Annotated in this window: 27 protein-coding genes and 1 riboswitch; of the genes, 18 read left to right on the top strand and 9 right to left on the bottom strand. The window is 65.3% G+C overall.

Going from position 1 to position 20,948, the window contains the following annotated elements:
* The first annotated feature begins 179 nt into the window (after window positions 1-179).
* From JQ573_RS19390 to JQ573_RS19380, 3 genes are all read left to right on the top strand, one after another.
* On the top strand, window positions 180-905 hold the full coding sequence (locus JQ573_RS19390) for a TetR/AcrR family transcriptional regulator (protein ID WP_212314210.1): 726 nt from the start codon (window positions 180-182) through the stop codon (window positions 903-905).
* An 84-nt stretch (window positions 906-989) separates the two neighbouring features.
* A complete protein-coding gene (locus JQ573_RS19385; protein WP_212314208.1) occupies window positions 990-1,871 on the top strand; it encodes a DMT family transporter in 882 nt (293 codons plus the stop codon).
* A 60-nt stretch (window positions 1,872-1,931) separates the two neighbouring features.
* Complete coding sequence (locus JQ573_RS19380; protein WP_173643732.1) at window positions 1,932-2,072, top strand: hypothetical protein; 141 nt, start codon at window positions 1,932-1,934, stop codon at window positions 2,070-2,072.
* Window positions 2,073-2,098: 26 nt separating this feature from the next.
* On the opposite strand, the gene JQ573_RS19375 is transcribed toward JQ573_RS19380, so the two are convergent.
* On the bottom strand, window positions 2,099-2,338 hold the full coding sequence (locus JQ573_RS19375) for a hypothetical protein (protein ID WP_212314206.1): 240 nt from the start codon (window positions 2,336-2,338) through the stop codon (window positions 2,099-2,101).
* A 179-nt stretch (window positions 2,339-2,517) separates the two neighbouring features.
* Here JQ573_RS19375 and JQ573_RS19370 point away from each other — a divergent pair, with 179 nt between their 5' ends.
* The 9 genes from JQ573_RS19370 (at window position 2,518) to JQ573_RS19330 (ending at window position 7,154) form a co-directional block, all read left to right on the top strand.
* Complete coding sequence (locus JQ573_RS19370) at window positions 2,518-2,694, top strand: hypothetical protein (protein WP_171947849.1); 177 nt, start codon at window positions 2,518-2,520, stop codon at window positions 2,692-2,694.
* Window positions 2,660-2,854: a hypothetical protein gene (locus tag JQ573_RS19365; protein ID WP_212314204.1), complete on the top strand. Its 195-nt coding sequence runs from the start codon at window positions 2,660-2,662 to the stop codon at window positions 2,852-2,854. Before JQ573_RS19370 ends, JQ573_RS19365 begins: the two co-directional genes overlap by 35 nt.
* Window positions 2,855-2,911: 57 nt before the next feature.
* A riboswitch (Fluoride riboswitch) is annotated at window positions 2,912-2,972 on the top strand.
* 72 nt (window positions 2,973-3,044) lie between these two features.
* Window positions 3,045-3,326, top strand: a complete 282-nt coding sequence (locus JQ573_RS19360; protein ID WP_212314381.1) for a hypothetical protein — start codon at window positions 3,045-3,047, stop codon at window positions 3,324-3,326.
* Complete coding sequence (gene crcB / locus JQ573_RS19355) at window positions 3,323-3,709, top strand: fluoride efflux transporter CrcB (RefSeq protein ID WP_212314202.1); 387 nt, start codon at window positions 3,323-3,325, stop codon at window positions 3,707-3,709. The genes JQ573_RS19360 and crcB overlap by 4 nt, the downstream gene beginning before the upstream one ends.
* Before the next feature lie 159 nt (window positions 3,710-3,868).
* Window positions 3,869-4,090: a hypothetical protein gene (locus JQ573_RS19350; RefSeq protein ID WP_092118943.1), complete on the top strand. Its 222-nt coding sequence runs from the start codon at window positions 3,869-3,871 to the stop codon at window positions 4,088-4,090.
* Window positions 4,091-4,161: 71 nt separating this feature from the next.
* A complete protein-coding gene (locus tag JQ573_RS19345; RefSeq protein WP_212314200.1) occupies window positions 4,162-4,842 on the top strand; it encodes a transglutaminase family protein in 681 nt (226 codons plus the stop codon).
* 77 nt (window positions 4,843-4,919) lie between these two features.
* A complete protein-coding gene (locus tag JQ573_RS19340) occupies window positions 4,920-5,846 on the top strand; it encodes a DMT family transporter (protein WP_212314198.1) in 927 nt (308 codons plus the stop codon).
* Window positions 5,847-5,928: 82 nt separating this feature from the next.
* Window positions 5,929-6,108: a hypothetical protein gene (locus JQ573_RS19335; RefSeq protein WP_212314197.1), complete on the top strand. Its 180-nt coding sequence runs from the start codon at window positions 5,929-5,931 to the stop codon at window positions 6,106-6,108.
* A gap of 650 nt (window positions 6,109-6,758) precedes the next feature.
* Window positions 6,759-7,154 carry a hypothetical protein gene (locus JQ573_RS19330; RefSeq protein ID WP_212314193.1) on the top strand — a complete coding sequence of 132 codons (396 nt, stop codon included), beginning with the start codon at window positions 6,759-6,761 and terminating at the stop codon, window positions 7,152-7,154.
* 175 nt (window positions 7,155-7,329) lie between these two features.
* On the opposite strand, the gene JQ573_RS19325 is transcribed toward JQ573_RS19330, so the two are convergent.
* From JQ573_RS19325 to JQ573_RS19315, 3 genes are all read right to left on the bottom strand, one after another.
* Window positions 7,330-7,779 carry a hypothetical protein gene (locus JQ573_RS19325; protein WP_212314191.1) on the bottom strand — a complete coding sequence of 150 codons (450 nt, stop codon included), beginning with the start codon at window positions 7,777-7,779 and terminating at the stop codon, window positions 7,330-7,332.
* Between the two features lie 118 nt (window positions 7,780-7,897).
* The gene (locus tag JQ573_RS19320; protein ID WP_212314189.1) at window positions 7,898-8,269 is read right to left on the bottom strand and encodes a YqjD family protein; all 372 of its coding nucleotides are present in this window, start codon (window positions 8,267-8,269) and stop codon (window positions 7,898-7,900) included.
* Window positions 8,270-8,345: 76 nt separating this feature from the next.
* A complete protein-coding gene (locus tag JQ573_RS19315; RefSeq protein ID WP_212314187.1) occupies window positions 8,346-9,458 on the bottom strand; it encodes an AI-2E family transporter in 1,113 nt (370 codons plus the stop codon).
* A 209-nt stretch (window positions 9,459-9,667) separates the two neighbouring features.
* Between JQ573_RS19315 and JQ573_RS19310 the strand changes: the two genes are divergently transcribed.
* The 3 genes from JQ573_RS19310 to JQ573_RS19300 all read left to right on the top strand — a co-directional run bounded on the left by JQ573_RS19310 (window position 9,668) and on the right by JQ573_RS19300 (window position 11,430).
* Window positions 9,668-10,489: a L,D-transpeptidase gene (locus JQ573_RS19310; protein ID WP_212314184.1), complete on the top strand. Its 822-nt coding sequence runs from the start codon at window positions 9,668-9,670 to the stop codon at window positions 10,487-10,489.
* A 42-nt stretch (window positions 10,490-10,531) separates the two neighbouring features.
* On the top strand, window positions 10,532-11,161 hold the full coding sequence (locus JQ573_RS19305) for a DUF2865 domain-containing protein (RefSeq protein WP_212314182.1): 630 nt from the start codon (window positions 10,532-10,534) through the stop codon (window positions 11,159-11,161).
* Between the two features lie 113 nt (window positions 11,162-11,274).
* Window positions 11,275-11,430, top strand: coding sequence for a Thivi_2564 family membrane protein (locus tag JQ573_RS19300; protein WP_061880958.1), 156 nt, complete (start codon window positions 11,275-11,277; stop codon window positions 11,428-11,430).
* Between the two features lie 541 nt (window positions 11,431-11,971).
* Here JQ573_RS19300 and JQ573_RS19295 read toward each other — a convergent pair.
* The 3 genes from JQ573_RS19295 to JQ573_RS19290 form a co-directional block, all read right to left on the bottom strand.
* Window positions 11,972-14,134: a malate synthase G gene (locus JQ573_RS19295; protein WP_212314180.1), complete on the bottom strand. Its 2,163-nt coding sequence runs from the start codon at window positions 14,132-14,134 to the stop codon at window positions 11,972-11,974.
* A 193-nt stretch (window positions 14,135-14,327) separates the two neighbouring features.
* Window positions 14,328-14,522, bottom strand: coding sequence for a hypothetical protein (locus JQ573_RS40240; protein ID WP_249132011.1), 195 nt, complete (start codon window positions 14,520-14,522; stop codon window positions 14,328-14,330).
* A complete protein-coding gene (locus tag JQ573_RS19290) occupies window positions 14,509-15,519 on the bottom strand; it encodes an MFS transporter (protein ID WP_249132005.1) in 1,011 nt (336 codons plus the stop codon). The genes JQ573_RS40240 and JQ573_RS19290 overlap by 14 nt, the downstream gene beginning before the upstream one ends.
* A gap of 27 nt (window positions 15,520-15,546) precedes the next feature.
* On the opposite strand from JQ573_RS19290, the gene JQ573_RS19285 reads away from it, so the two are divergent.
* On the top strand, window positions 15,547-16,059 hold the full coding sequence (locus tag JQ573_RS19285) for an AraC family transcriptional regulator (protein ID WP_312011542.1): 513 nt from the start codon (window positions 15,547-15,549) through the stop codon (window positions 16,057-16,059).
* Between the two features lie 129 nt (window positions 16,060-16,188).
* On the opposite strand, the gene cysC is transcribed toward JQ573_RS19285, so the two are convergent.
* Together cysC and cysD are read right to left on the bottom strand one after the other, a co-directional pair.
* A complete protein-coding gene (cysC, locus tag JQ573_RS19280) occupies window positions 16,189-18,108 on the bottom strand; it encodes an adenylyl-sulfate kinase (RefSeq protein ID WP_212314179.1) in 1,920 nt (639 codons plus the stop codon).
* 24 nt (window positions 18,109-18,132) lie between these two features.
* The gene (cysD, locus tag JQ573_RS19275) at window positions 18,133-18,927 is read right to left on the bottom strand and encodes a sulfate adenylyltransferase subunit CysD (RefSeq protein WP_212314177.1); all 795 of its coding nucleotides are present in this window, start codon (window positions 18,925-18,927) and stop codon (window positions 18,133-18,135) included.
* A 247-nt stretch (window positions 18,928-19,174) separates the two neighbouring features.
* On the opposite strand from cysD, the gene cysG reads away from it, so the two are divergent.
* Together cysG and JQ573_RS19265 are read left to right on the top strand one after the other, a co-directional pair.
* On the top strand, window positions 19,175-20,626 hold the full coding sequence (cysG, locus tag JQ573_RS19270; RefSeq protein WP_212314174.1) for a siroheme synthase CysG: 1,452 nt from the start codon (window positions 19,175-19,177) through the stop codon (window positions 20,624-20,626).
* Entirely contained in the window at window positions 20,623-20,940 is a 318-nt protein-coding gene (locus JQ573_RS19265; protein ID WP_074131355.1) for a DUF2849 domain-containing protein, read from the top strand. The genes cysG and JQ573_RS19265 overlap by 4 nt, the downstream gene beginning before the upstream one ends.
* The last annotated feature ends 8 nt before the right edge of the window (window positions 20,941-20,948 follow it).

Here is a 20,948-nt window from a genome sequence, read left to right as displayed (position 1 = left end):
GTCAATTAACTGGGGTATGGCAAGGGGGAGCCTCGTTTCGATTCCATCGGAGCGGAAAAGGCTCTAGAGCGTTTTCGAGCGAAGTGGGTACCGGTTCGCGTGAAGAAAACGCGTCAACACAAGAAGCTAGAGCTTCGGTTCTGATTCAATCAGAACCGAAAGTGCTCTAGGAGACGGCAATGTCGATCGAGGAGCGATCCAGCAAGGGTGCGCGGCGCTTTCAGCGCAGGGCGCGTCAGGAGGCCGACAAGGAGGCGCTGAAGGCGCTGATCCTCGAGACCGCGCGCAAGGAGTTCGCCGCCGGCACGCTCGGGACGGTCTCGATCCAGAAGATCGCCGACGCGATCGGCTATTCGAAGGGCACCGTCCTCAAATATTATCCGACCAAGCTGCTGCTGCTGCTCGCGGTGAAGCAGCAGAATCTCGAGGCGGTTGCCGAACAGCTCGAACGGGTCCGCGCGCAGACCGCCGACAGCGATGCGCGGCTGCGGCGGGTGATGGAAACCTATCTCGACTACTGGGCCGACAATCCCGATCATTTCCGTTCGCTGTTCTCGATGTCCGGCACGGTCGAGGACCGCCGCTTTCCCGACGGCGTCTATTTCGGCGAGACCGAGATCGCGCGCCGCAGCTACGAATTGTTCGTGATCTCGGTGCGGGAATATCTTGCGGCGCAAGGCGCCGAGCCGGCGTCCGGCCTGCCGCCGCGGCTCGCAACTGCGCTGCTTGCGGCCGTGCACGGCGTGATCGCGCTCGCGCTCGGCACGCCGACCATGAAACTGCCCGACATGCGCGGCACCGGCCGTCTGCTGATCGCAAGCCTGATCGATGCCTGGACCAGCAAGCTTGCCGCCGCGCGGAAAAGCGAGGGCTGGCCGCGGGTCTCGATCGGCACCTTTGCCTGACGGAATGGTATCCGAAGGTACACGCCGACGCGGCATGCGCGCTGCGAAGTGGAATCGCGTGTCTCCGCCTGCTAAGCGCGGCCGATGGATAAGACGCAACGCGACCGAACGATCGGCTTTCTCTGCCTGGTGGTGACGGCGTTCGGCTGGGCCCTCAACTGGCCGCTGATGAAGCTGTTGCTGCAGCAATGGCCGCCGCTGTTCGCCCGCGGGCTGGCCGGCACCTGCGCGGCAGTGATCCTGGGCACGCTGGCGCTGGCCCGCGGCCAGTCGCTCGCGGTGCCGCGCGAGGCGCTCCCGCGGCTGCTGTTCGCCTCCTTCACCAACGTCTTCGCCTGGATGGGCTTTGGCACCATCGCGATGAAATTCGTCACGGTCGGCGAGGGGGCGCTCCTCGCCTACACCATGCCGATCTGGGCGATGCTGTTCGCCTGGCCGGTGCTGCACAGCCGCCCGACGCTGCGGGATCTGGCGGCGCTGGTGCTCGGCGTCGCCGGTGTCGCACTTTTGCTCGGCGGCAACGGCTTTGCGTTCAGTGCCGACAAGCTCACCGGCATCGCGCTTGCGCTCGCCTGCGCCATCCTGTTCGCGCTCGGCAACGTGCTGAACCGCAAGCCGCTGCCGATGCCGCCGCTCGCGGTGGTCGCCTGGCAGGTCGGCATCGGCTGTCTGGTGATGCTGCTGCTCGGCGTTCTGTTCGAGCACCCGAACTATGCCGCGATCACGCCGTTCGGCCTCGGCTGCTTCGCCTACATGACGTTGATGCCGATGGGTATCTGCTATCTCACCTGGTTCGAGACGCTGCGCCGCCTGCCGCCGACATCGGCGTCGACCGGCATGCTGCTGGTGCCGGTCATCGGCGTGATTTCGGCCGCGATCATCCTCCGCGAGGCCTTGGGGCTGCGTGAGATCGGCGCGATGGCGCTGACGCTTGGCGGCGTGATGCTGGCGCTGCAGCGGGCGTGAGAAGGCGACCGAGGGAACCGACGTTCACGCGACGCGTTCTCCTGAAAAGGGAGCTTGGCCATGCGCAAGGCGATCGCGCGGCTTGATGCGGAGCAGAAGGCGCAGCTGCTTTATCTCGCAGATCTCGGTACGGCGATGTTCACGTCGGCGCTTGTGGTCTGCACGCTGAAAGCGGTCGTGGACCTCTTCGTCGCCGGCTGAACCGTCGCATCAGCGCCAACGCGCCGTCACTCCTGCGGCGCCTCTCCTTGGGTGTGCCCATCCGGCCCCCGGTTAAACACCCCATACTCGCTCGACTTCACCCCGGCCCCTCCATCGACACCGTTGCCGGCCAGACCGAGCCTGAGCAACTCGCGCACTGCCGCGGCACGGGTCGGCATGCGGTGCCTGAAGCGGAAATCGTCGAGAGCCGATAATTCGTCGGGGGAAAGCATGACTTGAAGACGTTCAGCGCGAAGCTCATTCATCGCAAATCGCCCAGAATTAGTTAGTTGAGTAATTTGCTAAACGAACCAATTCGCGGCGGGTTCCACAGCTTGAGATAAAAACGTCGATTGAGTAAGTTAATCAAGCAAAATCAATAGCTTAGAAGAAAAATCAAGGGAACGATCCGGCTGCCTCTCCGTTGTCTGGCGGGAGTGACGCCATGACCAATCACGTCAAGCTGCCCCGCAAGCTATCCGAGGAGCCGGAAGCGCCGGAACCGCGGCGCCCGAGCCACGCACGGGTGATCGATCAACTGGACCGCTGGGCCAATAGTCCCGGTCTGCAACCGCCAAGGGTGAGTGATGCAGAAGACGATTCGGAAGCGGAAGCGATCTGAACCCCACACCTTCGAGCAGCGGCTCGAAGAGCATCGCGTGCGGCTCGAGCGCCAGCTCGCGGAATTGCCGCGCGGCGCCAAGCGCGAGCAGATTGCCGCGCGCATCGAGCAGCTGCGGACCGCCCTCGAGTTGAACACGATGCTGTCGATGAGCGAGTGAGCCAACACCGGCGCGGGACGCCCACTTGCTCCCGCTGCTCCGTTTGCCTACCATCCCTGCGTTGATGGGGATGGAGTCCCCCGATAACCGCCGCAAGGCTGATGACTCCTACCGGGCGCGACAGCGTCGGTAGGAGCATGCGCCACCGCCGATCCGCAGCGCGCGCCCCGCGAATGAGAAGGGGCAGAGCATGACGGGTCTTACTGGTTCACTCTCAATCGCATTGTCGCTGGTCGGGTCGATCTGGCTCGTTGGTGTCGTCGCCCTGCTGGTCGGCGCCCCGGGCGAGCTGGTCGCCGCGACCTTTGTTGTTGGGCTTGTGACAGGCGTCGCCGAGTGGCGCGGCATGATCCGGAAAAGTGGATGCCGGTTTTCCCAGCGACAAACGCGAAGCGTTTGCGCGGAGATCATGCCCAAACTTGAAGCAGAGCACGATGACAGGTCATCGTGCTCCGGAAAGGCAGAATCTTGAACGTTCAATTGTTGGCGGCGGTCGCGATCGGCGGTTCGCTGGGATCGGTCGCACGCTATCTGGTGGCGATCGGCGCGGGGCGCCTGGTCGGCACCGATTTTCCATGGGGCACGCTGGTGATCAATATCGTGGGCTCGTTCCTGATCGGCGTCTTCGCGGAGTCCTTTGCGCTGAGCTGGAATGTCAGCCAGGCGGTGCGGGTGTTTCTCACCGTCGGCATCTGCGGCGGCTTCACCACCTTCTCGACCTTCTCGCTCGATGCGATCGTGCTGATGCAGCGGGGCGAGCTATGGCCGGCCGCTGCCTACATCGCGGCCTCCGTTGCGCTCTCGATCCTCGCGCTGTTCGCCGGCCTGCTGCTGGTGCGGGCGTTCGCGGCTTGATCGCTTGAACGGCGGCTCGTCGTCCGGTTTGCGCGGGCGCCGTTCCAAAAAAGTGAAGGACCGGAGGTATCGTCTGCCGCCGGAATCCTTGGCGTGCCCGGGGCCAGCCGGTAGGATGGAACCCGGATTGTGGTCAGGGATCAAGGGAAAGACTGGGGAATGAAGCATGTCGACGTCGCGGTGATTGCTGCCACGCTGTGGCTGCTGGCGTCGATGGTGCTGGACATCCTGACGCCGAAGTCGATCACCGCACTGATGATCGCCGCCGCGCTTGCGCCGCCGTTCCTGATCGGGATCGGCATCCATTTCGCACGCGAATATTTCAAGGCGAAGCGGCGCAGCTACCGGCCGCCGCAATGGGACGAACGCTTCAGGAACTAAGCGGGGCAGGACTGCAAGAAGGGCTGCACCTGCCGCATTGAACTGCGCACATGGCTTGCTAAGGTTGCGCCATGACCGAGCATCTCCCCGATACGATCAGCCGCCTCTACACCGTAGCAGGCGAATATGTCGACAGCGACCATCCCGCCGTCGAGGCGTTCGCCCGCGCTGCCGTCCCCGCCGACGCCGGCGCCCGCGACATAGCGAGCCGGCTCTACACCGCGGTGCGCGACGGCATCCGCTACAACCCCTATGTCAGCATGCGTTCGCCCGAGAGCTACCGGGCCTCCAGCGTGCTCGCCGCCGGCAATGGCTACTGCGTCGGCAAGGCGGCGCTCTATGCCGCGGCCTGCCGGGTCCACGGCATCCCGGCCCGGCTCGGCTTCGCCGACGTCCGCAACCATCTCACCACCGAGAAGCTGCGCCAGAGCATGGGCTCGGACCTGTTCACCTGGCACGGCTTCACCGAAGTGTTCGTCGACGGCGCCTGGCGCAAGGCGACCCCGACCTTCAACGACACGCTGTGCGCCAAGCTCGGCGTCCAGCCGCTCGATTTCGACGGCCATTCAGATGCGCTGCTGCACCCCTTCGACGGCGCAGGGCGCGCCTACATGCAATATGTCAACGACCACGGCACCTATCACGACGTCCCCGCCAAATTCCTGATGCGCGAGATGGCGCGCGAATACGCCAACATGCAGGGCGAGGACATGTCCGGCCGCGACATGGAGCGCGAAGCGGCGGAGCAATAGCGCGGGCGTGCCGCGGCAAGCGGCGCGCTGACGGAAGCCGTCCTGGGTGAACGTGCGCCGGCTGAAGGGGCGGTGTCATGGATGCGGAACTGCCGAAAGGGTCAGTGAGCCGCCCGGTCACGGGCTGGGAGGACGCGGTCGCGCTGACCGGATTCATCCTGGTCGCGGTCGGGCAGGCCTCCAATCAGGTGCTGGCGCGCGGCCTGGCCGGCTCGGTGCCGCCGTTCTCGCTGGCCTTCTTCCGCTGGAGCATCATCGCCATCGGCCTCGCGCCGTTTGCGATCGCGGCCGTGAGGGATGGCAAGATCCCGCTGGCGCAGAATCTCTGGCCGATCCTCGCCGCGGGCTTCCTCGGCATGTTCCTGTGCGGCGGCCCGGTCTACATCGCCGGCATCACCACCACCGCGATCCATATCGCACTGATCTTCGCGCTGTCGCCGATCATGGTGCTGTTGATCTCGGCCGCGCTCGGCATCGAGCATATCGGTCCGCTGCAATGGCTCGGCACGGCGCTGGCGCTCGCCGGCGCGCTTTTGATCGTCTCGGGCGGCCATCTGGAAACGCTGATGCAATCGAGCGCGGCCTGGGGCGATCTCCTGGTGGTGTGCGCGATGCTCGGCTGGTCCGGCTACACGCTGGTGCAATCGCGCGTCGCGCCGCGCGCCTCGCTGCTGGCGCGGGTCAGCCTGTTCTCGGCGGCCGGCGCGCTGTGCTCGCTGCCGCCGGCGCTCCAGGAAATGTGGGCCACGCCGGCTGCGGTCTTCAACGCCCGGGCGTTCGAGGCCTATGTGTTCGCCGGTCTCGTGCCGGGCCTCGCCGCCTATGCCGGCTTCGCCTGGCTCGGCGCACGGTTCGGGTCGGTGCGGACGTCGCTCGTGCTCTATGTCGCGCCGATCGCGAGCGCACTGTTGTCCTGGATCATCCTTGGCGAGCCGCCGAAGCTGATCCACCTGGTTGGCGGCTTGCTGATCCTCGGCGGCGTCTGGGCGAGCCTGCGCAAATAGATCCAGCTCCTTCCGGGGTGCAACCTTTTCCAGCCTCGTGCGTTGAATCCAGCGTTGATTCAAGAACTTAGTTGGAGGTCGTATGAATCTTACTCCCCAGCAGCGCAAGGTTCGTAGCGAGCAGCGTCAGCAAGACGCATCGCAGGCGATGAAGGAGCACCTCGCCCACGAGAAGGCGTTCTACAACAACTTCCACCGCCTCAAGGCCGAGCGGCAGGCGCGTGAAGCCGCGGAATCACGGAAGCCATCCGCTGCAAAATAAGCGCAGTGAGCCACATCCATCGTCCGGATTGCACGGATCTGACAGACCGAGAAGGAGCCGAAGCGAGGGGGGCGGGCGCAAGCGAGTTCGCCCGAATGACGCGATGAAATCTCCAGGCTTATGGAGGACGTCAGATGTATTTTGCCGATAAGAAAACGGTCACTTGCAAATGCGGCGAGCCCTTGAGCGAATTGATGCTCGTCGACGACCAGACGACTGGAATCAAGTTTCACGTCGGTCGTTGCCTGTCCTGCCGTGAAGTGACGGTCGTTCGATCCCAGGACATGCCATCAAACGATAGTGCCTGATGCAGACGGTCCTCTCGCTTGGCGGAAGGACCGCTCCTTCAGCCCCGGGCTTCAATTGCGACGGCTGAGTGACAGGCCGGCTGACGCATCGTTCGCGGCACGGCCGAAAAAAGAGCAGGGCGCGACCGGCATCACCACGGTCGCGCCCTACGTCGCCGGTCAATGGGGCAGGGGGAATAACCGGCTCTTCCAATGACTCGCAGACCCCCGGACTCGTTCCGCGCGAATCAAAATTTTTTCGTACACGGTCAAGTGATGGCTGGACGCGAGAACCCCACAGGTTTCGCTCGCGTTGTGTCCGTGATCGCCAACGGGAATTTCCATGGGGCGAGGGACATCACCATGTCAAAGATTCAAAAGGGAATTTTCGCTGCGTTGGCGGCTGGATTGACGCTGGGCGCGGTCCAGCTGGCGTCCGGCCACGATCTCATTGGCGGACAGCAGGTCACCACCCAATTGGCGCCGGAGAGCGCGGTCAATCGCGCCGCCAAGACCGACCGTGCCGCGGTTCCGATGACCGGCTTGCCGAGCCGGACCGTCGCGCTGAGGGTTGATCGGCTTCCCGATACGTCGGTCCTGGTCCGTGTTCCCGTGGCGCGGGAAGAGGCCCGCAATCACCCCCTCGCAGCGCCGGCGCGTGCGCGGCCCGGCGACACCCGCAAGGTGGCCTGCGAGCCCGTGGTCAGCGTCCTGACCGAAGTGGCCAAGCTGCTGCAGCCCGGCCGCTGCGTGACCTGAGCAGGGGGCGCGCAGTCGGTCCAATATCGACGGCGTCATCGCCCGGCTTGACCGGGCGATCCAGTACGCCGCGGCCATCGGCTCAATCGCAATCGTCTCTGGAATACTGGATCGCCCGATCAAGCCGGGCGATGACATCGCTGGTTGCGGTTTGCACCTTGCCGGGCAACGCAGGCTATTCCGCTTCGTCCGGCTCGCTGCTGCCAGCGGCGCTGCGGCTTGCCATCAGGCCGAGCGCGAGGCCGCCGACCGCCAGGATCGGGATCAGCCGCTTCACGCCGATGGCTCGCACGATCTGCAGGCCGGTGGCGATCAGTGCGGGGTCGGCGAGCATTGTCGCCGCGGCCGATTTCGCAGCCTTGGCCGCTTTCTCCGCGCGGAGGCGCATCTCTCGCTTGCGCGCCATGTAAACGGCAATCGCGATCAGCGTGACGACGAGGAACACCGCGGCGCCGGACAGGCACGCTTCCACCGGACCATAGTGCTGCAGCACATAGACGAAGGCGGCGGCGCACAGGAACGCGATGGTGATGAACAACGCGATCGCGGCGGCGGCCGCGAGCGAGGTCAGCCGCAGCGCGCTGCCGGTGGACTGCTTGACGTCATCGATCAGCCGCTGAAGCATTGACCAGCCTTGTCCTGTAAAGCCCTGCTTTGAGCCTTGCCTTGAAAAGCGCGTCGACAAACGAGGCGGCGGCGCGCCAGCGCTGCCATCGCGTCCAGAACGGTGGTTTGCGCATGACCTAGCGCCGCCAAGTGACGCCGATCAAAAAGCCGAGGCCGAGCGCAAGGCCGACGGTCGCCAGCGGCCGCTGCGTGATCACCTCTTCCAGCGATTCCTCGATCGAGGATGCCGCATCCTGCGCCGCGCCCATCATCGCGCTGCCGCGCTCCGACATGTCGTCGAGCGTCGATTCCGCGTTGGCGCGCACATCCTTGTAGCGGCGGCGGGCCTGCTTGCCTGCGTTGTTGGCAAACGAGTTGAGCGCGTCGGTGATCTGTTCGGTGAGGGCTGCAATATCGTTCTTCACGGCAGTGACATCCTTTTCGAGGCGTTCGTAGGTCGCTTTGTCCGTCATGTTCTTGATCCCAAATGTGCTGTCCGTGCTCGACATCGAAAGCTCCCGGAGAACGTGCCTGTTCGGAGAAAAACGCTTCGCACCTCGCAAGGTTCCAGATGCGAAAGCGAGGTTAGTCCTCGGGCAGCTGCGGCGAATTGACCGGCATCAAATGCTCCTTGACGATCAACGCCACGATCAGCAGCGGCGACGACAGGAAGGCGCCCATCGGGCCCCACAGCCAGGTCCAGAATGCGAGCGCGAGAAAAACCGCGAGCGCATTCAGCGACAGCCTGCGGCCGACGATCGTCGGCGTCACGAAATGCCCTTCCATGAAGGTCACGACGGCAAAACACGCCGGCGCGAGCAGCCCGGCGCCGATGGTCGGCGAGGTGATGATGCCGACCACAACCAGCACCACGAACATCGCGACCGGCCCGATGATCGGAATAAAGTTCAGCGTCGCGGCGAGCGCGCCGAGCCCCGCCGGGTTCGGCATTCCCGTCGCCGCGCAGATCGCACCGGTGACGATGCCGATGCCGACATTGATCATCGTCACCGTCAGCAGATAATTGCCGAGATTGGTCTCGACCTCGTTGAGGATACGCAGCGTGCGCAATCGTGCCGCGCGGTCGCTGAAGGTCATCACCAGCCCGCGGCGCAGATCCTTCCAGCTTGCGATGAACAGGATCAGGGTCGCGATGAACAGCAGGAATTCGGCGAAGGTCGGCGACACGAATTCCAGCGTCGGCTGCACCCATTCGAATTTCGGCAGCTGGAGGTTGGCGAGCGTGTCGGGGGCGCCGACCATGCTCTGCAGCTCCCGCCACAGCGCAAGCGGCCGGTCGAACACATGCAGCTTCTCCTTCAGGATCGCGCCGAGCTCGGGCAGCCGCGAGCTCCATTCCATGACAGGCGAGGCGATCAGTCCGACCATGAAGGCGACGGCGGCGCCGACCGCGACCACGATCAGCATGGCGCCGAGCGCGCGCGGGATCCGGTAGCGCTCGAGCAGGCTCGCCGCCGGCGACAGCATGGTGCCGACGATGAAGGCCATGGTGATCGGAAGGAAGAAGGCCCGTGCGAGATAGAGCACCCCGACGATGACGATCACCAGCAGTGCGACCAGCGCGAAGGCGACGGCCTCGGCGCGGCTGATCATCGGCGGCGTTTCGGCTTTGCTGTCGGGGAGGGGCGTGCCTTCGGGCGCGTTGCCAAGCATACGTTCACCCGGAAAGGCGCGCACCAGACTCCTCCCGAACGGGGACAAATGAATTTCGCGTCAAATTACGCACGACAACGGCCGTGCCCGGCAAAGGTTCCATCGCGCGCTCGTGAGACGTGGCGGGTTGACAATCGCGGCTTTGCGACGATTCGCAGCGGAACTGTCTCACGGCTACGCGCGTTGGTTGGGCATCGCATCACCTTGATGCGCATCCCGTCCAGGGGCAGCACATGACACAGCAGTCTCTCTCCAGCCGCCGGCTTGCGTCGCGCGCCGCGCGCACCCTCGTCCGCACCTTTGCTTTCGCCAGCGTCCTGCTCGCGACGCCATTCATTGTCGCCAATTCGGCGAGCGCCCAAGTGCGCTCCTCTGCGCTGGGCTATGCGTCGACGCAGCCGGGCGCATTCCCCTCCGACGAGGTGATGAACGATCCCTCGACCGAGGACGGCGCGCTGCCGGAGCGGCTGCGCCGCACCACCGTAGCGCTCAACACATCAGAGCCGCCCGGCACCGTCATCATCGATACCGGCAACACCGCGCTGTATTACGTGCTCGGCGGCGGCCGGGCGATCCGTTACGGCGTCGGCGTCGGCCGCGAGGGATTCACCTGGGCGGGCACCCAGACCATCAGCCGCAAGGCCGAGTGGCCGGACTGGCATCCGCCGGCCGAGATGATCAAGCGCCAGCCCTATCTGCCGCGCTTCATGGCCGGCGGCCCCGGCAATCCGCTCGGCGCGCGCGCGATGTATCTCGGCTCCAGCGAGTATCGCATCCATGGCACCAACGATCCGTCGACGATCGGCAAGTTCGTGTCGTCGGGCTGCATCCGCCTGACCAACGAAGACGTCTCCGACCTGTTCAGCCGGGTCGATGTCGGCACCAAGGTGGTGGTGCTGCCGAAGAGCGCACCGCATCTTGCCGCGCGCGAGCTCGGCCCGAGCACGACGCAGATCTCGGTCCGGCCGGCGCCGATGCAGCCGCGCCCCGCGGTGATGACGCTGCCTTCCGGCCGTCAGGCGTTGAACATCCCGGCGACTTCCTCGTTGTACTGACTTCCTCGTTGTACTGAGGAGTGCCGTAGCGAGGGGTCGGCGATGGTGAAGCGATATTCCAGGCGGTGGGCGTTCGGGACGGCGGCATTGCTCGGCCTGTCCCTTGCGCCCGCGGCGCAAGCCCAGGATTTCTTCTCGCAACTGTTCGGCGGCTTCATGCAGGGCCGCCCGCCGGTGATCCGGATGCCGTTCGATGACGGCCCGGCGCCCGTGCCACGGGCCGAGCGGCGCGCGCGCTATGATGTCGGCCAGGCCTATTGCGTGCGCACCTGCGACGGCCGCTATTTCCCGCTGGCTGCGACCGGCAACCAGAGCAAGGCGGAAAGCTGCAACAGCTTCTGCCCGGCGAGCGCGACCGAAGTGGTCTATGGCGGCAACATCGACAACGCTGCAACCGACGACGGCAAGCCGTATTCCGAGCTGCCGAACGCATTTCGCTATCGCGACGAGATCGTTTCGGGCTGCACCTGCAACGGCAAGGACCCCGTCGGACTCGCCGCGGTGAAGATCGAGGACGATCCGACCTTGCGCAAGGGCGACATCGTCGCCGGCAAGGATGGGCTGATGTCGGTCGGCCGCCCGGACCGGCGCGGGGCATCTCTCAATTTCACGCCGGCGCCGGATCGCATCCGCGCCAAGTATCAGCGCGCGCCGGTGCTGGCGCGCGAGTAGCGCGGCTCATGCGAGACCGGCCACTTTCGGTTCCGTTGTCCGGAACCGGATTCCTCGTCGCACGTTAGCAACGGGCGAACAGCACATTCACTGATGCCATCAGGGGGCCTCGCATGCTCGTCGGCGTACTCGTCACCTTCCTTGTCGTTATTCTCGTTCTTTATCTCATCAACATGCTGCCGCTCGACGGCCGCGCCAAGCAGATCGCGCGCGTCGTCGTCATCATCATCGGCATCGTCTCGCTGCTGAAATATTTGGCCGTGTTCTAGACTCGCAATTGCGAGCCACCGGGTCGCGCGAACGCGCGCCCGATGACAGGCTCCGCGAAGCAATCCATCTCACCGCGCGAGTGGAGCAATGGATTGCTTCGTCGCTTCACTCCTCGCAACAACGTCGATGCAGCACCATGAGGGTCTACAGTTCAGCCGCGAAACAAGGCGCATACCCTCGTCCACCACTGTCATCGCCCGGCTCGACCGGGCGATCCAGTACGCCGCGGCTCCTCGATTCAAGCACGGACGTCTCTGGAATACTGGATCACCCGCGCATGCTTTCGCGGGTGATGACGCTGCGAGGGGCGTCCGCAGGATTTCTGAATAATAGAAGAATATCGCTGATTTGCCCGACGAGTCAAGTTGCCGTATCCGCCGGCAGCCACCGGCTACTTTGCATGGGGTTGTTTTCGATATTTTGGCAATGCGCCCCTGCGGCGGCAGGCTATTGCATCGGCTCCTCTAGCGCCGCCTGTGGCGCCAACAAAAAAGCCCCGGCTCATCGCCGGGGCTTTTGCTTGTCGTTGGGACCTGCGGATCAACCCGCGGCCTTGGCCTCGCGGCGGCGTGCGGTGAGGATGTATTCGGTATAGCCGTTCGGCTGCGTACGTCCTTCGAACACGAGGTCGCAGGCCGCCTTGAAGGCGACGCCGTCGAACGCTGGCGCCATCGGCTTGTAGAGCGCATCGCCGGCGTTCTGCTTGTCGACGACGACAGCCATGCGCTTCAGCGATTCCATCACCTGATCCTTGGTGATGACGCCCTGATGCAGCCAGTTCGCCAGATGCTGGCTCGAGATGCGCAGCGTTGCGCGGTCTTCCATCAGGCCGACATCGTGGATGTCGGGCACCTTGGAGCAGCCGACGCCCTGGTCGATCCAGCGCACGACGTAGCCCAGGATGCCTTGGCAATTGTTGTCGATCTCCTGCTTCACATCGTCCGGCGCCCAGTTCGACTGCGACACCGGAATGGTGAGGATGTCGGAGAGTTTTGCACGCGGCCCGCCCTTGGCGAGCTCCTGCTGCCGGGCGATCACGTTGACCTGGTGATAGTGCAGGGCGTGCAGCGTGGCCGCGGTCGGCGACGGCACCCAGGCGGTGGTGGCGCCGGCCTGCGGATGGCCGATCTTCTGCGTTAGCATGTCGGCCATCTTGTCGGGCGCCGCCCACATGCCCTTGCCGATCTGGGCGTGGCCGGGCAGGCCGTCGATCAGGCCGTTGTCGACGTTCCAGTCCTCATAGGCCTTGATCCACGGCTGCGCCTTCATGTCGTTCTTGCGGATCATCGGACCCGCTTCCATCGAGGTGTGGATCTCGTCGCCGGTGCGGTCGAGGAAGCCGGTGTTGATGAACATGATGCGCTTGGAGGCGCGCTGGATGCAGGCCTTGAGGTTGACCGTGGTGCGGCGCTCCTCGTCCATGATGCCGACCTTCAGCGTGTTCTCCGGCAGGCCGAGCATCTTCTCGACCTCGGCGAACAGGTCGCAGGTCAGCGTCGCCTCGTCGGGGCCGTGCATCTTCGGCTTGACGATATAGGCCGAGCCGGTGCGGCTGTTCCTGACCTTGGAATTGCCCTTGAGGTCGTGGATCGCGAGCAGGCCGGCGACCGCGGCGTCCAGCAGGCCTTCGGGGATCTCCTCGCCCTTGGCGTCGAGCACCGCGTCGGTGAACATGTGGTGGCCGACATTGCGCATCAACAGCAGGCTGCGGCCGTGCAGCTTCAGCTCGCTGCCGTCGGGCTTCTTGTAGACGCGGTCGGCATTGAGCGAACGCGTCAGCGTCTTGCCGCCCTTGTCGAAATCGGCCGACAGCGTGCCGTTCATCAGGCCGAGCGTGTTGCGATAGACCAGCACCTTGTCCTCGGCGTCGACGGCGGCAACCGAGTCTTCCATGTCGAGAATGGTGGAGACCGCCGACTCCAGGATCATGTCGGCGACGCCGGCCGGATCATCCTTGCCGATGATGTTGCTGCGGTCGATCTTGACCTCGACATGCATGCCGTTGTTGACGAGCAGGATCGCCGAGGGCTGGGCGGCGTTGCCCAGATAGCCGGCGAACTGGGCGGCGTTCTTCAGCGCGGTCGAATTGCCGCTCTTCAGCTTGACCGAGAGCTGGCCCGCGATCACGCCGTAGGAGGTCACGTCGGTGTGGCTTCCGGTCGCGAGCGGCACAGCGGCATCGAGGAACGCCTTGGCCTTCGCGATCACCTTATCGCCGCGGGCCTTGTTGTAACCCTTGCCACTCTCGCTCGGATCATGCGGGATCGCGTCGGTGCCGTAGAAGGCATCGTACAGCGAACCCCAGCGCGCGTTGGCGGCGTTCAGCGCGTAGCGGGCGTTGGTCAGCGGCACCACGAGCTGCGGGCCGCAGATCTTGCCGATTTCCTCGTCGACATTTGACGTCTCGACCTTGTGGGTCGCGGGCTCGGGCAGCAGATAGCCGATGTCCTTGAGGAACGCGGTGTAGGCGTTGATGTCGAACGCCTTGCCCTTGTTGGCGCGATGCCAGTCGTCGATCTTGGCCTGCAGCGCGTCGCGGACCGCGAGCAGCTCGCGGTTCTTCGGGCCGAGCTTCTGGATGATGGCGGCGAGTCCTGCCCAGAACGCGTCAGGCGCGATCCCGGTTTTCGGCGTCGCCTCCTTGGCGATGAAATCGAACAGGACAGGGGCGATCTTCAATCCATGGGCATCGACACGAGTCATGATGGGCTTTCTCAAAGAAATGGGGCGTTTAGGGGCTGTTTTCGAAAGAAATCAGCAAAAAACGCGCCAACGGCGGCGTTCATGGCCCTTTTTGCCCTAAAGCCACGGCTCTGAGAAGGCCCCTTTCCCCCGGGCGCTGCACCGGCAGCCGCCGTGAATTTCTGAAGCCCGATCCAGTCTCGTAAGGACGCCGTTACGGCGCCCTGGTCCGTACCTTGGTGGCGATCAGCAATGCGGCGAGCAACAAGGGAATTGCGCCTGCCACGAACACGGCCGCCGCGCCCATCAAATCGAGCACCAGCCCGCCGCCGGCTGCGCCCATGGTGATGCCGAGGAAGATCGAGGCTACCGTGAGGCCAGTGCCGCTTTCGGTCTCATCGGGCACCATGCGGGTGATCCAGGTCGTCGTCGCCACCGGTACGCCGCTGAAGGCAAATCCCCAGAGTGCGACCAGCACCAGCGCGGGAATGACGTCCTTGCCGTAGACCGAGAGCAACAGACCGAGCACGCTGATCGCCAGCGGCATCGCGATCAGCGTAAGCTTGATTGCGCTCGGCCATCAGCCCGCTCGCGAAGGAGCCGACATAGTTGGCGACGCCGAAAGCGAGCAACGTCGCTGCGACGCCGGCCGCGCCAAGCCCGGTCACGCTTTCAAGGAAGGGACGGATATAGCCGAAATAGCCGAAGTGTCCGGTGAACACCAACGTAGCCGCGAAGATGCCGGCGCCGATCCCCGGCCGGGTCAGGATGTCGACCAGGGTGCCCAGTCCGGCTTCACCCTTCGGGGCCAGACGCGGCAAAGCCAGCGCCTGGACGACGAACACCGCTGCGCCCAATGCCGTCGCGAGCAGGAACACGACGCGCCAGCTCGCCACCTCGCCGAGATAGCTGCCGAGCGGAACGGCAATGATCATCGCGGCGGGAATGCCGCTCATCACGATCGACAAGGCCCGTGCAACCAGCGACGGCGGCACCAGCCTGATCGTCGTGGCTGCCGCCATCGCCCAAAAGCCGCCAATGGCAAGGCCAAGCACGATCCGCGCCGCCAGCAGGAACGTGATGCTCGGCGCCAGCGCCACCAGCAGGTTGGAGATGACCAGGAGAATCGAAAAGCTCAGCAGCACCGGCTTTCGATTGAAGCTGCGCGTCAGCCTCGGCGTGAACAACGCCCCGACCAGGCCGGCCAGCGAGGTCGCCGTCACGGCCTGACCGGCGAGGCCCGGGCTCACACCGAGATCGCGCGCCATCGGCGTCAACAGACCGGACGGCAGGAACTCCGCCGTCAGAAGTGCGGTGACACCCAGCATCATTGCGACGACAGCGCCCCAGGCGGGCTCAGGCGTGAGCGGCTCGTCACCAACCTTGAGAGCGATTTCGCCCGGCATCAGCGCAACGGCATCGGCACGTTGCTCGTGCGCCAGCCGGAAATCGAACCGATGCTGAAGGCCATGGAGCGGGAGACCTGCACGCCGCGGGCCGGCTCCGTCGGCGTGATGGCGCGGCTCGCCGATGTTCTCGCCGCGTCGATCGTGCGCGGCTGGGTCGAATGCGGCGGCACCAACGCCATGGGCTGGTTCGAGGCCTTGCGCGATCCGCGTCTTGGCCGCGCCATCGGTGCGCTGCATCGCGCTCCCGGCCGCAACTGGACTGTTGCTGAACTGGCGGCGGAGGCGGGTTGCTCGCGCTCGCTGTTCGCCGAGCGCTTCCAGTCGATGACCGGGCAGTCGCCGCTGCGCTACCTTGCCGAGCTGCGCATGCGCCTCGCGACACAGTGGATCGGGGACGAGCGCCAGCCGATCGATGTGATCGCCCAACGGCTGGGCTATGCGTCGCAGGCGGCCTTCAGCCGCGCGTTCAAGCGTATCACCGGGCAATCGCCGGGAATGGTGCGGCAACCGGCTGGAAGCCGCCGCGCGGCGGAATAGGCATCCACACCGCCGTCATGCCCCGCTTCAAGCGGGGCATCCAGTACGCCGCGGCCTCTCCGCTTGAGCACCGGCGTCTCTGGAATACTGGGTCGTCCGGTCGAGCCGGACGACGACAGGTGAGCAAGGTCAGATATTCGCCGCGAGGTCGGTCAGTTCGTCGAACAGGATGCCGGTCGTGGCCAGCATCCGCTCGATCGCGTCGGTGGCATCGCTGACCGAGCGGTTCGAGGTGTCGATGGTCAGTTCATTGCCGGTCGGCGGCTGGTAGTCGTTGGTGATGCCGGTAAAGGACGGCAATCCGCCCGAGCGCGCCTTGGCGTAGTGGCCTTTGGGATCGCGGGTCTCGCAGACCTCGGCAGGCGTGGCGACATAGACCTCGCGGAATGCGCTGTCGGCGATGCGGCGGGCTGCCGCGCGGTCGGCGGTCGACGGCGAGACCGCGGCGACGATGGCGATATGGCCGTTGCGCGCCAGATGGGTCGCGACCTCGGCGAGGCGGCGGATGTTTTCGGCGCGATCCTGCGGCGAGAAGCCGAGGTCGCTGTTCAGCCCGGCGCGGAAGGTGTCGCCATCGAGCAGGATTGGCGAGCCGCCATTGCCGAACAGGCGCCGTTCCAGCGCCCGCGCCAAGGTCGACTTGCCGGAGCCGGGCAGGCCGGTCAGCCAGATCACCGCGCCATTGTGATGGTAACGCGCCGAGCGCTCGTCCGGCCGCAGCGCGGATTCCACCGGCACGATGTCGATCGGCACCGCAGGCCGGCCAGCGTCGACCGACAGCACGAGGCCGCCGCCGGCGATGCGCCCGTTGACCTCGATCACGAGGCGGCCGGTGCGCGGATTGTCGGTGTAGGGATCGGTCGCAACCGGCTGCGCCAGCGAGATGTCGATCTCGCCGACATGGTTGCGCGCGATCGCGGTGTTCTCTTCGTTGGACAGCGCGCCGGGATCGATCGCCTTTTCGATCGCGACCACGGTGGCGCGGCTTTCCCTGGTGCCGAGCCGGATCAGGATCTGCTCGCCCTTGGTCAGCGGCTTGTCGTGCAGCCAGAAGATCCGCGCGCGGATGCGGCGGGTATCGCGCGGGCTCTGCCCGCTATGTCCGATGACGTCGCCGCGCTCGAGGAACAGCTCGCGGTCGAGCGTGATGCCGACCGAGCGCCCGGCGCCCTGCGGGCCGTGCACGGGCGTCACCGGCCAGCTCTCGACCGTCTTGATCTTCGCGATCTTGCCCGTGGGCATGATGACGATCTCGTCGCCGGCCTTCAGGCTGCCGGACTCGATGCGGCCCGCCACGATGCGGCGGTCGTCGAATTTGTAGATCGCCTGCACCGGCAGCCGCAGCGGCAGCTCCGCCAGCTGTGGTGCCGGCTCGAGCGCATCGAGCGCCTCGACCACGGTCGGGCCCTTGTACCATCCGATCCGCGGCGTGTGTTCGGCAACGCCGTCGCCATCGCGCGCGGAGATCGGGACCACCGCGGTCGGCGTCACGCCGAGACCGATCAGATGCGCGGAAATCTCGTCGCTGATCTCCTTGAAGCGATCGGCACTGAAATCGACCCGGTCCATCTTGTTGACGACGACCGCGACCTGCTTCACGCCGAGCAGATGCAGGAGATAGCCGTGCCGCCGCGTCTGCGAGCGGACGCCTTCAAGCGCGTCGATGATCAACACCGCGCCATCGGCCTGCGAGGCGCCGGTGATCATGTTGCGCAAGAACTCTGCATGGCCGGGCGCGTCGATCAGCACGACGTCGCGCGAGCGGGTGCGGAAGCGGATCTGGGTGGTGTCGATGGTGATGCCCTGGTCGCGCTCGGTCTGCAGCGCGTCGAGCAGGAACGACCATTCGAACGGCATGCCGCGCCGCGCGCTGACTGCCTTCAGCATCTCGAGCTTGCCGTCCGGCAGGCTGCCGGTCTCATGCAGCAGGCGGCCCACCAGGGTGGACTTGCCGTGGTCTACATGGCCGACGATGACGATGCGCACCTGGGGACGTGTGGTGCCGTTGGGGGTCGCCGAGATCGAGGCGGTGGGAAGAATCATGTTCATCAGAGCACTCACGCCAAACTGGGATCAGAGATAGCCGGCGACACGCAGTCGCTCGAACGCATCCTCGGTTTCGTGATCGAGCGCGCGGCCGGCGCGCTCCGGGATCTTGGTGTTCTCGAGCTCATCCAGGATTTCATCGATGCTGGATGCGGTCGAAGCCACCGGGTTGGTGATGTCCTGATCCCCCAGCGAGCGATAGCGCTTGCCGTCCTTGGCGAGATAGAGCGGGATGATCGGAATGCCTTCGCGCTTGGTGTAGGCCCAGATGTCGGCTTCGGTCCAATGCAGGATCGGATGGATGCGTAAGTGAGCGCCTTGCGGCGGCGAGGCGTTGAAGTGATCCCAGAATTCCGGCGGCTGGTCGCGCACGTCCCATTCGCCTTCGAGGCCGCGCGGCGAGAATACGCGCTCCTTGGCGCGCGTTGCTTCCTCGTCGCGGCGGATGCCGGCAATCAATCCGTCAAAGCCGTATTTAGTGAGCGCGAGCTTCAGGCCCTCGGTCTTGCGCGCGGCGGAGCGCGCGGCCGGCGGCAGGGTCGGGTCGACGCTGTCGATCGGCGGGCAGGGCTCGACGCGCAGGTCGAGATCCCATTCCTTTCCGAAGCGGTCGCGGAACGCATACATCTCCGGAAACTTCTTGCCGGTGTCGACGTGCAGCGCCGGGAAAGGGACGCGGCCGAAGAACGCCTTGCGCGCCAGCCAGATCATCACGTTGGAGTCTTTGCCGAGCGACCACAGCAGCGCGAGCTTCTTCAGCCGGGCGAACGCCTCGCGCAAAATATAGATGCTCTGGGCCTCCAGCTCATCGAGATGATCCATGGTCGGGGCGGCCTGATGGGCCGAAATTCCCGGCACGGAAGATGCTTTACCAAGCGCTACGGAGCGCGTTCCGGCGGCAGCGGATTCGTTGTCGAGAAGATGCATCTCTTGGCCTTGGCCTGTGGAGTTGAAAATTCTAAAGTTGCGCTGCAATAGAGAAGAAATAATTTTCTCTTTGCTGGGCTTGATCGAGAGATAAATAGAAAATAATTTCAGTCAACCCCCAAATTGGGGAAGCGAGTGTCTGATGCGATATCTGCCGGTGTTTCTGGATCTGCAAAGCGGCAAGGTGCTGCTCGTTGGAGCGGGCGAGCTCGTGCGCGCCAAGTTGCGGCTGCTCGCAGCTGCCGGCGCCGCGGTTCGCTGGTACGCGACCGACGGCGATCATGAGCTCGCCGGTATCGCGGCGGAGGACGCCGCGCGCATCGAGCGCGCCGAAGGCGATCCGCTCGCAGCCGATCTCTCCGATGTCATCGCCGTGCTCTGCGCCGGCGCAGGCGAGGTCGGTGTTGCGTTGTCGGTGCGCGCCAAGGCGATTGGCCTGCCGGTCAACGTGATGGACGACCTCGTGCACTCCACCTTCATCATGCCTGCGATCGTCGATCGCGGCGATGTCGTGGTCGCGGTCGGAACCGGCGGCACGTCGCCGGTCGTAGCGCGTCGCATCCGCGAGAAGATCGAGGCGGTGCTGCCGGCGCGGATCGGCGATCTCGCCGGCTTCATCGGCCGCTTCCGCAAACCGATGCATGCGCGGATTGAAGAATTTCCGCTGCGCCGCCGCTTCTGGGAGCGCATCGTCGACGGTCCGATCGGCGCGCTGGTGCTGGCCGGCCGCAACGACGAGGCCGAGCACGCGCTGAACGCGATCGGCGATCCCGCCGCATTCGCCGGCGCCGATACGGAAGGCAAGGCTGCAGGCCATGTGACACTGGTCGGCGCCGGTCCGGGCGATCCGGATCTGCTCACCGTGAAGGCGCTGCGCGCGCTGCAGGACGCCGACGTCGTGTTCTATGACGAATTGGTGTCACCAGAAATTCTCGACCGCATCCGGCGCGATGCCGCGCGGATTCCGGTCGGCCGCCGCATCGGCAAGCCCGGCATCGGCCAGGACGCCATCAACCGCCTGATGATCGAGGCGGCGCAGTCGGGCCAGCGTGCGGTGCGGCTGAAGGGCGGCGATCCCTTTGTGTTCGGCCGCGGCGGCGAGGAAATCGAGGCGCTGCGCGACGCCGGCGTCGCCTACTCCATTATTCCCGGCATCTCCGCCGGTCTCGGTGCGGCCGCGCAATTCGAGGTGCCGCTGACCTTCCGGCACGAGGCGCTGCGCATCACCTTCCTGACCGCGCACAAGGCGCGCGATGCCGAAGTCGTCGACTGGTCGGTGCTGACCGACACCAAGATGACCGTCGTTGTCTACATGGGCATGACCGCGGCGCCCGCGATCCGCGAGGGTATGCTCGCCGCGGGCCGCTCGCCGGAGACGCCGGTCGGTGTGTTCGCGCGCGTGACGCGGCCGGACGCCAAGGCCGCGGTCGGCACGCTGGCGCGGCTGCCCGAGCTGGTCAAACAGGTCGATGGCGGTCCTGCTGTCCTCATCATCGGCGACGTGGTCGCGCATTCCGCGCCCTGGAGCCGATCCAACGTCACCCAACTGTTCTCCAACCAGATGTTCTCCGAACTGCTGAAAGCTGCCGAATGACCTCTCCGCTCGAACAGAAGAAAATCAGGATCACAGGCCCCTCGATGGTGACCGCCAACCGGACCTGGGACGGTGCCGTGGTGTACCGAACCGCCAAGCAAGGCTGGTCCACCGAACTCTCCGACTCTGCGATCGTGACCACGTCTGACGAGGCCCGCGCGCTGCTGGCTGAAGCCACCGCCGACGACGTCGGCGCGGTCGGCCCCTATATCGCGCCGGTCGAGCTCAAGGACGGCGGCAAGGTCAAGCCGGGCAATCTCCGCGAACATATCCGCGCCAAGGGCGTCACCATCGATCTCCAGGTCCCCGCGTAAGGCGCGCC

Origin of the sequence: Bradyrhizobium sp. AUGA SZCCT0105 (genome assembly GCF_018129565.1) — a bacterium.
Lineage (GTDB): Bacteria > Pseudomonadota > Alphaproteobacteria > Rhizobiales > Xanthobacteraceae > Bradyrhizobium.
The sequence above is the reverse complement of the archived record's forward strand: the minus strand, read 5'-3'. Positions and strand labels throughout refer to the sequence as shown.

Excerpts from the sequence above, each read along its gene's own strand:
- JQ573_RS19390 (WP_212314210.1), top strand. The coding sequence starts at position 180 with ATGTCGATCGAGGAGCGATCCAGCAAGGGTGCGCGGCGCTTTCAGCGC.
- JQ573_RS19385 (WP_212314208.1), top strand. The coding sequence starts at position 990 with ATGGATAAGACGCAACGCGACCGAACGATCGGCTTTCTCTGCCTGGTG.
- JQ573_RS19380 (WP_173643732.1), top strand. The coding sequence starts at position 1,932 with ATGCGCAAGGCGATCGCGCGGCTTGATGCGGAGCAGAAGGCGCAGCTG.
- JQ573_RS19375 (WP_212314206.1), bottom strand. The coding sequence starts at position 2,338 with ATGAATGAGCTTCGCGCTGAACGTCTTCAAGTCATGCTTTCCCCCGAC.
- JQ573_RS19370 (WP_171947849.1), top strand. The coding sequence starts at position 2,518 with ATGACCAATCACGTCAAGCTGCCCCGCAAGCTATCCGAGGAGCCGGAA.
- JQ573_RS19365 (WP_212314204.1), top strand. The coding sequence starts at position 2,660 with ATGCAGAAGACGATTCGGAAGCGGAAGCGATCTGAACCCCACACCTTC.
- JQ573_RS19360 (WP_212314381.1), top strand. The coding sequence starts at position 3,045 with ATGACGGGTCTTACTGGTTCACTCTCAATCGCATTGTCGCTGGTCGGG.
- JQ573_RS19350 (WP_092118943.1), top strand. The coding sequence starts at position 3,869 with ATGAAGCATGTCGACGTCGCGGTGATTGCTGCCACGCTGTGGCTGCTG.
- JQ573_RS19345 (WP_212314200.1), top strand. The coding sequence starts at position 4,162 with ATGACCGAGCATCTCCCCGATACGATCAGCCGCCTCTACACCGTAGCA.
- JQ573_RS19340 (WP_212314198.1), top strand. The coding sequence starts at position 4,920 with ATGGATGCGGAACTGCCGAAAGGGTCAGTGAGCCGCCCGGTCACGGGC.
- JQ573_RS19335 (WP_212314197.1), top strand. The coding sequence starts at position 5,929 with ATGAATCTTACTCCCCAGCAGCGCAAGGTTCGTAGCGAGCAGCGTCAG.
- JQ573_RS19330 (WP_212314193.1), top strand. The coding sequence starts at position 6,759 with ATGTCAAAGATTCAAAAGGGAATTTTCGCTGCGTTGGCGGCTGGATTG.
- JQ573_RS19325 (WP_212314191.1), bottom strand. The coding sequence starts at position 7,779 with ATGCTTCAGCGGCTGATCGATGACGTCAAGCAGTCCACCGGCAGCGCG.
- JQ573_RS19320 (WP_212314189.1), bottom strand. The coding sequence starts at position 8,269 with ATGTCGAGCACGGACAGCACATTTGGGATCAAGAACATGACGGACAAA.
- JQ573_RS19310 (WP_212314184.1), top strand. The coding sequence starts at position 9,668 with ATGACACAGCAGTCTCTCTCCAGCCGCCGGCTTGCGTCGCGCGCCGCG.
- JQ573_RS19305 (WP_212314182.1), top strand. The coding sequence starts at position 10,532 with ATGGTGAAGCGATATTCCAGGCGGTGGGCGTTCGGGACGGCGGCATTG.
- JQ573_RS19300 (WP_061880958.1), top strand. The coding sequence starts at position 11,275 with ATGCTCGTCGGCGTACTCGTCACCTTCCTTGTCGTTATTCTCGTTCTT.
- JQ573_RS19295 (WP_212314180.1), bottom strand. The coding sequence starts at position 14,134 with ATGACTCGTGTCGATGCCCATGGATTGAAGATCGCCCCTGTCCTGTTC.
- JQ573_RS40240 (WP_249132011.1), bottom strand. The coding sequence starts at position 14,522 with ATGGTGCCCGATGAGACCGAAAGCGGCACTGGCCTCACGGTAGCCTCG.
- JQ573_RS19290 (WP_249132005.1), bottom strand. The coding sequence starts at position 15,519 with ATGCCGGGCGAAATCGCTCTCAAGGTTGGTGACGAGCCGCTCACGCCT.
- cysC (WP_212314179.1), bottom strand. The coding sequence starts at position 18,108 with ATGAACATGATTCTTCCCACCGCCTCGATCTCGGCGACCCCCAACGGC.
- cysD (WP_212314177.1), bottom strand. The coding sequence starts at position 18,927 with ATGGATCATCTCGATGAGCTGGAGGCCCAGAGCATCTATATTTTGCGC.
- cysG (WP_212314174.1), top strand. The coding sequence starts at position 19,175 with ATGCGATATCTGCCGGTGTTTCTGGATCTGCAAAGCGGCAAGGTGCTG.
- JQ573_RS19265 (WP_074131355.1), top strand. The coding sequence starts at position 20,623 with ATGACCTCTCCGCTCGAACAGAAGAAAATCAGGATCACAGGCCCCTCG.